This is a genomic window from Paraburkholderia oxyphila NBRC 105797 (assembly GCF_000685075.1).
Lineage (GTDB): Bacteria > Pseudomonadota > Gammaproteobacteria > Burkholderiales > Burkholderiaceae > Paraburkholderia > Paraburkholderia oxyphila.
Map to the genome: position 1 here is coordinate 1 of NZ_BAYD01000214.1, position 5,285 is coordinate 5,285.

At 65.0% G+C, this 5,285-nt stretch carries 5 protein-coding genes; 1 reads left to right on the forward strand and 4 read right to left on the reverse strand.

The features are described from left to right. Nucleotides 1-52: 52 nt before the first annotated feature. Nucleotides 53-517 carry a hypothetical protein gene (locus tag BO1_RS61940; RefSeq protein ID WP_322788566.1) on the reverse strand — a complete coding sequence of 155 codons (465 nt, stop codon included), beginning with the start codon at nucleotides 515-517 and terminating at the stop codon, nucleotides 53-55. A 201-nt stretch (nucleotides 518-718) separates the two neighbouring features. On the opposite strand from BO1_RS61940, the gene BO1_RS55865 reads away from it, so the two are divergent. Beyond that, the gene (locus tag BO1_RS55865) at nucleotides 719-1,831 is read left to right on the forward strand and encodes a GlxA family transcriptional regulator (protein WP_043289221.1); all 1,113 of its coding nucleotides are present in this window, start codon (nucleotides 719-721) and stop codon (nucleotides 1,829-1,831) included. A gap of 49 nt (nucleotides 1,832-1,880) precedes the next feature. On the opposite strand, the gene BO1_RS47990 is transcribed toward BO1_RS55865, so the two are convergent. From BO1_RS47990 to BO1_RS48000, 3 genes are all read right to left on the reverse strand, one after another. Beyond that, nucleotides 1,881-2,873 carry a GlxA family transcriptional regulator gene (locus BO1_RS47990; RefSeq protein ID WP_028223663.1) on the reverse strand — a complete coding sequence of 331 codons (993 nt, stop codon included), beginning with the start codon at nucleotides 2,871-2,873 and terminating at the stop codon, nucleotides 1,881-1,883. A 112-nt stretch (nucleotides 2,874-2,985) separates the two neighbouring features. Then, a complete protein-coding gene (choW, locus tag BO1_RS47995) occupies nucleotides 2,986-3,882 on the reverse strand; it encodes a choline ABC transporter permease subunit (protein WP_028223664.1) in 897 nt (298 codons plus the stop codon). Further along, nucleotides 3,875-5,044, reverse strand: a complete 1,170-nt coding sequence (locus BO1_RS48000) for a quaternary amine ABC transporter ATP-binding protein (protein WP_028223665.1) — start codon at nucleotides 5,042-5,044, stop codon at nucleotides 3,875-3,877. Before BO1_RS48000 ends, choW begins: the two co-directional genes overlap by 8 nt. Between the last annotated feature and the right edge of the window lie 241 nt (nucleotides 5,045-5,285).

Here is a 5,285-nt window from a genome sequence, read left to right on the forward strand (position 1 = left end):
CAACGCCTGCGGGCCGCCGCGAATACAAGTTAAGGCCAACCCGCACTCCAAACTAAAGCTGTTCCTGGCACCCCAGATGACGCCGCTGCGCCTCCTGCGCGAGCCCGGCGAGCGCCACCTCGCTGAGTCTCGCCGTCACACGCTGCGCATAGTCGTGATGCCGCCCTTCCAGCGCGGCGCCCAGACAGCGCGCCCGCAGATAGCGCAGCAAACCGATGCGCTGGTGCCCGCGCGCCATGCTCTGCTCGAGCAGCGCGAGCGCAGCGGCGGCGTCGCCGAGACTGGCGCGCTGGTTGAGATCGACGGTTTTGGCGCGCGGCACGTGCGACACGGTGGAGGACCTTTTCGCTTGAAACGGCTGGATTCGGCTCAATTCGGCCGGGACTGGCCTGTAGCCGGCTTGAGTCGGCTTGAGTCGGCTTGAAGCAGCTTGAATCGGCCCGAAGCGGCCGGCGCGCGGCACCCGCTGCCACGCCTCGCCGAGTGTCGCCAACGCGGCGCCGAGCCGATAGAACAAATGCGCCGTGGCCGCGGAACACCCGCGCCACGGGCCGCGCCGGCGCGCCGAAATTTCGCTTTGACGCAGATACCTGACGCATAATCACAAGTGAGCGCATGCCGGATCGGCGACGCTTGAGCGAACTGCATCGCCGCGGGTTTTGCGCATGTCCGGGCCGCAGACGTTCCTCGCATGCGTTTTCCTGAGCCAGCCGCCGCCATGTCCGACCCGCTACCGATCGTTCCCTCGCCCGATGCCCAGCCCAAGGAGCGCATCCGCTTCGGCATCGTGCTGCTGCCCAATTTCACGCTCACCGCGTTTTCGGGCTTCGTGGACATGCTGCGCCTCTCGGCCGACGACGGCGACTACAGCAAGCCCGTGCGCTGCTCGTGGCGCGTGATCGGCGAGACGCTCGCGCCGGTGCGCGCGAGCTGCGGCATCCAGATCACGCCATGGGAGACCTTCGAGGACGCCCAGCCCGTCGACTACCTCGTGGTGGTGGGCGGCCTGCTGCACTCGGGTCCGCAGGCGAGCGAAGAGACGCTGCGCTACATCCGCCGCGCGGCCGCCGGCAACACCACGGTCGTGGGCATCTGCACCGGCGTGTTCGCCTTGATGCGCGCGGGCGTGCTCGCCGATCACCGCATCTGCGTGAGCTGGTTCCACTACTGGGATTTCATCGAGCGCTTTCCCACCGTGAATGCCGATGCGCTCGTTGCCGACCGGCTCTTCGTGATCGACCGCCGCCGCATCACCTGCTCGGGCGGGCGCGCGTCGATCGACGTGGCCGCCGCGATCCTGCTGCGCCACTTCGATCACGCCACCGTGCAAAAGGCGCTGCGCATCCTGCTGGTGGGCGAAATGCAAAAGGGCAATGCGCCCCAGCCGCATCCGCCGGGCCTCGAGCCCGCTACGCACCCGAAGGTCAAGCGCGCGATCCTGCTGATGGAGCAGCAGGTCGGGCGCAACATCCCGCTAGAAGAGCTGGCCTGCAAGCTCAATCTCTCGCCGCGCCAGCTCGAACGGCTCTTCAAGGCGGAGACGGGCAAGAGCCCGCGCGCGTTCGCCAACGTGCTGCGCCTGCGCACGGCCGCATGGCTGCTCACGAGCTCGGACCGTACCGTGGCCGATATCGCCTCGAGCTGCGGCTTCGCGGACGCCTCGCATCTCGGACGCGAATTCCGCAAGCAGTTCGGCGTGCCGCCGATCATGTTCCGCGAGCAGCGCAGCGGGCAAGAGCCCTCGCAGATGGCGGACCTCGACGCGTTCTTTCGCAATGACCCGCTCGTAGCGGGCGAGACGAGCACGCCCGCCTCTTCTTCGTTGCACTAACTAACACGCAAATTCACGCACTCTCGCCGCGCACCGCGCGGCGAGCCCCTCATTCCGCCCCACGCCGCTCGTGGCTCGGCGCATGGCCGAACTGCACGCGATATGCCTTGCTGAAATGGCACGGCGAATTGAACCCGCAGACTGCCGTCACGCGCGCGATCGACGCATCGGTCGTGCGCAATAGCTCGCGCGCGCGCTTCAGGCGCAGCGTGAGGTAATAGTGCGTGGGCGACACGTTCAGATAGGCCTTGAACATGCGCTGCAAGTGCCGCTGCGAAAGCCGCACGAGGCGCGCAAGCTCTTCGAGCGAAAGCGGCTCGCGGATATTGGCCTCCATCAGCCGCACGACCTCGACCAGCTCCGCGCGCGAGAAGCCCACGCGCGCGTCGACGGGAATCGGCTGCAAGTCGGTCGCGCCGCGTATGCGCTCGAGAATGAACTGCTCCGAGACTTTCGCGGCCATCTGGTGACCAAAGCGCGCGCCCACCAGATCGAGCATCAGGTCCAGCGGCGCGGTGCCGCCCGTGCAGGTCAGCCGGTCGCGGTCGACCACGAAGAGCTCGTCGGCGAATTGCACGTGCGGAAAGCTTTCGTGCAGCGAGGAAAGATTCTCCCAATGCACGACGCAACGGTAGCCGTCGAGCAGGCCGCTTGCCATCAGCGCGTAGGCGCCCGTGCAAATGCCGCCGAGCGGAATGCCCTGCTCTGCGAAGCCGTTCAGCGCGGCGCGCACGTTTTCGTCCACGGCTTCCTGAATGCGAATGCCGCCGCAGACGATCATCACGTCGGGCAGATCGGCCGGGTCCGGCGCCTGGGCCGGACGCACCGAAATCCCGTTGCTCGCCCGGGCGGGCGCGCCGTCGAGCGTGTAGACCGACCAGCGGTAGAGATCGCCGCGCCCGACATAGTTGGCCATGCGCAGAACTTCGACGGCGCTCGAAAACGCGATCATCGAAAAGTTCGGCAATGCAAGGAACCCGAAATGCTGCAGCGAAGAAGCCGCCCTTGGTGCTTCGGCGGCCACGGCGGTGCCGGACGTCACATTGCGCCCCTATGGAGACAAACCTGCACAGACTGAGAACGAAGAACCGGCCCGCTGGCGCGAGCCGGTCCACCCGGTGAGACCACGGCGATTACGGCAGATGCTGCGCCGCTCAGGCCTGCGCCACTACGGCGCGCGGACGAAACAACTGCTTGACGCCCGAGAACAGCGGCGCCCTCGCGGCACCCGGCGCACGGCCGAAGCTCTCGGTAATGCGGTCGAGAATGATGGCAAGCAGCACCACCGAAAGCCCGCTCTCGAAGCCGAGGCCGATATCCAGACGCTGGATACTCGCGAGCACGTCGTTGCCGAGGCCGCCCGCACCCACCATCGAGGCGATGATCACCATCGAGAGCGCCATCATGATGGTCTGGTTCACGCCCTGCATGATCGACGGCAGCGCATTGGGGAACTGCACCTTGTAGAGCAGTTGCCACGGCGTGCAGCCGAAGGCATGGCCCGCTTCCACGATCTCGCGGTTCACGTGCTTGATGCCGAGGCTCGTGAGACGCACGGCGGGCGGCATGGCGAAGATCACCGTCGAGAGAATGCCGGGCACGCGGCCCAGACCGAACAGCATCGCGGCCGGGATCAGGTAGACGAAGGCCGGCATCGTCTGCATCAGGTCGAGAATCGGCCTGACGATGGTATGCACGAGCTTGTTCTTGGCCGTCCAGATGCCGAGCGGAATGCCCAGCACGAGGCTAATGAGCGTCGACGAAAGCGTGAGCCCCAGGGTGACGATCATCTGGTCCCAGAAGCCTGTGGCGTAGATGAGCAGCAGCGAAGCGGTGACAAAGATCGCGAAGCGCCAGCCCACGCGCCAAAGCCCGAGGGCGATGAAAAACGCCATCATGGCCCACATCGGAACGATTTGCAGGCCTTGTTCGATGAGCCTGGCGAAGCTTTCGATCGTCCGGCCGATGGCATCGAACGTGTTGGCATCGTGGTCGAGCAGATAATGAACCGACTGATCGACCCATTGGCCGAGTGGAATGATCTCAGACATGGGCACCCCTGTTACGCGTAATGACCTTGAGGACAGCGGCCTGATCGATGGAACCGCAATAGCGGCCTTCATCGTCGACCACGGGCAATGCGGTGTTGGTCGCGCACACGCGCGAGACGACCTGCTCGAGCGGCGCGGCGCGCGAAATGCATTCGACCTTGCGCAACGAGGGCTGGTCCACGCCGATCGCATCGCGCGTGACGAAGCCGCTGATGCGGCGCTGCGCGTCGAGCACGAACGCATATTCGTTGCTGCCGTTCAGCGAGGCGGCCACGCTCGTCTTGTCGAGGGTGCGGATGAGCGGCACGGCTTCGCGCTGCATCAGGTCGCCTGCGGTGAGATAGCGGCTCGTGTCCACGCCGTCGAAGAACGCGCGCACGTAGTCATCGGCGGGATTGCTGATGATTTCCTGCGGGGTGCCGATCTGGACGATGCGGCCGCCTTCCATGATGGCGATGCGGGTGCCGATGCGCAGCGCCTCTTCCAGGTCGTGCGAGACGAACATGATCGTGCGGCGCTGCTCCTTTTGCAGTTGCAGCAGCACGTTCTGCATTTCCTTGCGCTTGAGCGGGTCGAGCGCCGAGAAGGCCTCGTCCATGATCATGAGCGAGGGGTTGACCGAGAGAGCGCGCGCGAGGCCGACGCGCTGCTGCATGCCGCCGGACAGCTCGGCGGGCAGCTTGTGCGCGAACTGCGCGAGGCCGACCTGTTCGAGCACCGTGAGCGCGCGCTGCTCGCGCTCCTTGCGCCCGACGCCGGCCACTTCGAGGCCGAACGCCGCGTTCGAGAGCACCGTGCGCTGCGGCATGAGGGCGAACGACTGGAACACCATACTCATGTCGGTGCGGCGCAGCGCGACCAGCTCGCGCTTCTTGACGGCGGCGATATCGCGGCCATCGATCACGACCTTGCCCGCGGTGGGCTCGACGAGACGATTGATGAGGCGAATGAGCGTGGACTTTCCGGAGCCCGAGAGGCCCATCAGCACGAAAATCTCGCCTTCGTTCACTGAGAACGAGGCGTTATTCACGCCAAGCACATAACCGGTTTTCGCGAACATCTCGTCCTTGGTGGCGCCGCTCGTAAGCAGCTCGCGTGCCACTTTCGGGTTCGGCCCGAAAACCTTGCATAGTCCATCGACTACGATCTTTGGCGATTTCATCGACTCCATCTCCTCGTCATGCAGGCGCCCGCCCGCTCTGTGTAACTACATAGTTGCCAGAAAAAACCCCGCCGGGATGGCTATTTGCGACAGGAGCTTATGAAAAAACGACACGGTCGATTGGGGGGGCTGATCGTGCGCTTTTGCGCTTTCATACAGATTTCAGCGCATTCGCGATTTTTTGCGCTTTCGCGATTTTTTGCGCTTTCGCGCTTTTGTTGGCCTTAACTTGTTTTCGCGG